This is a genomic window from Salmonella sp. SAL4457 (genome assembly GCF_046548235.1).
GTDB lineage: Bacteria > Pseudomonadota > Gammaproteobacteria > Enterobacterales > Enterobacteriaceae > Salmonella > Salmonella enterica.
Map to the genome: position 1 here is coordinate 1 of NZ_JBGDZO010001512.1, position 228 is coordinate 228.

Below are 228 nucleotides of genomic sequence, written 5' to 3' on the forward strand. Positions count from 1 at the left end.
GGGGAATGATGTTGGCCTTGTCGATCGAATCGATCGGCAGCAGGTACTCGTGATCGTCCACCAGGACCACCACATCCTGCTCCTCCACACCACGGAGAATGCCTTGGTAGTTACGCCGCCCCTCATAGGGCGAACGCAGCCTGATCTTCACTTGCTCGCCGGCATGCTTGGCGAACTGTTCGAGGGTGAACAGCGGCCGATCCATGCCCGGAGAGGACACCTCCAGGG

The 228-nt window shown here is 60.5% G+C and carries 1 protein-coding gene; it reads right to left on the reverse strand.

Features of this window, described 5'->3' with window-relative positions; genetic code table 11:
• A partial coding sequence (gene rimP / locus ACLJNW_RS29250; protein WP_410962176.1) for a ribosome maturation factor RimP occupies window positions 1–228 on the reverse strand: 228 nt, incomplete at both ends.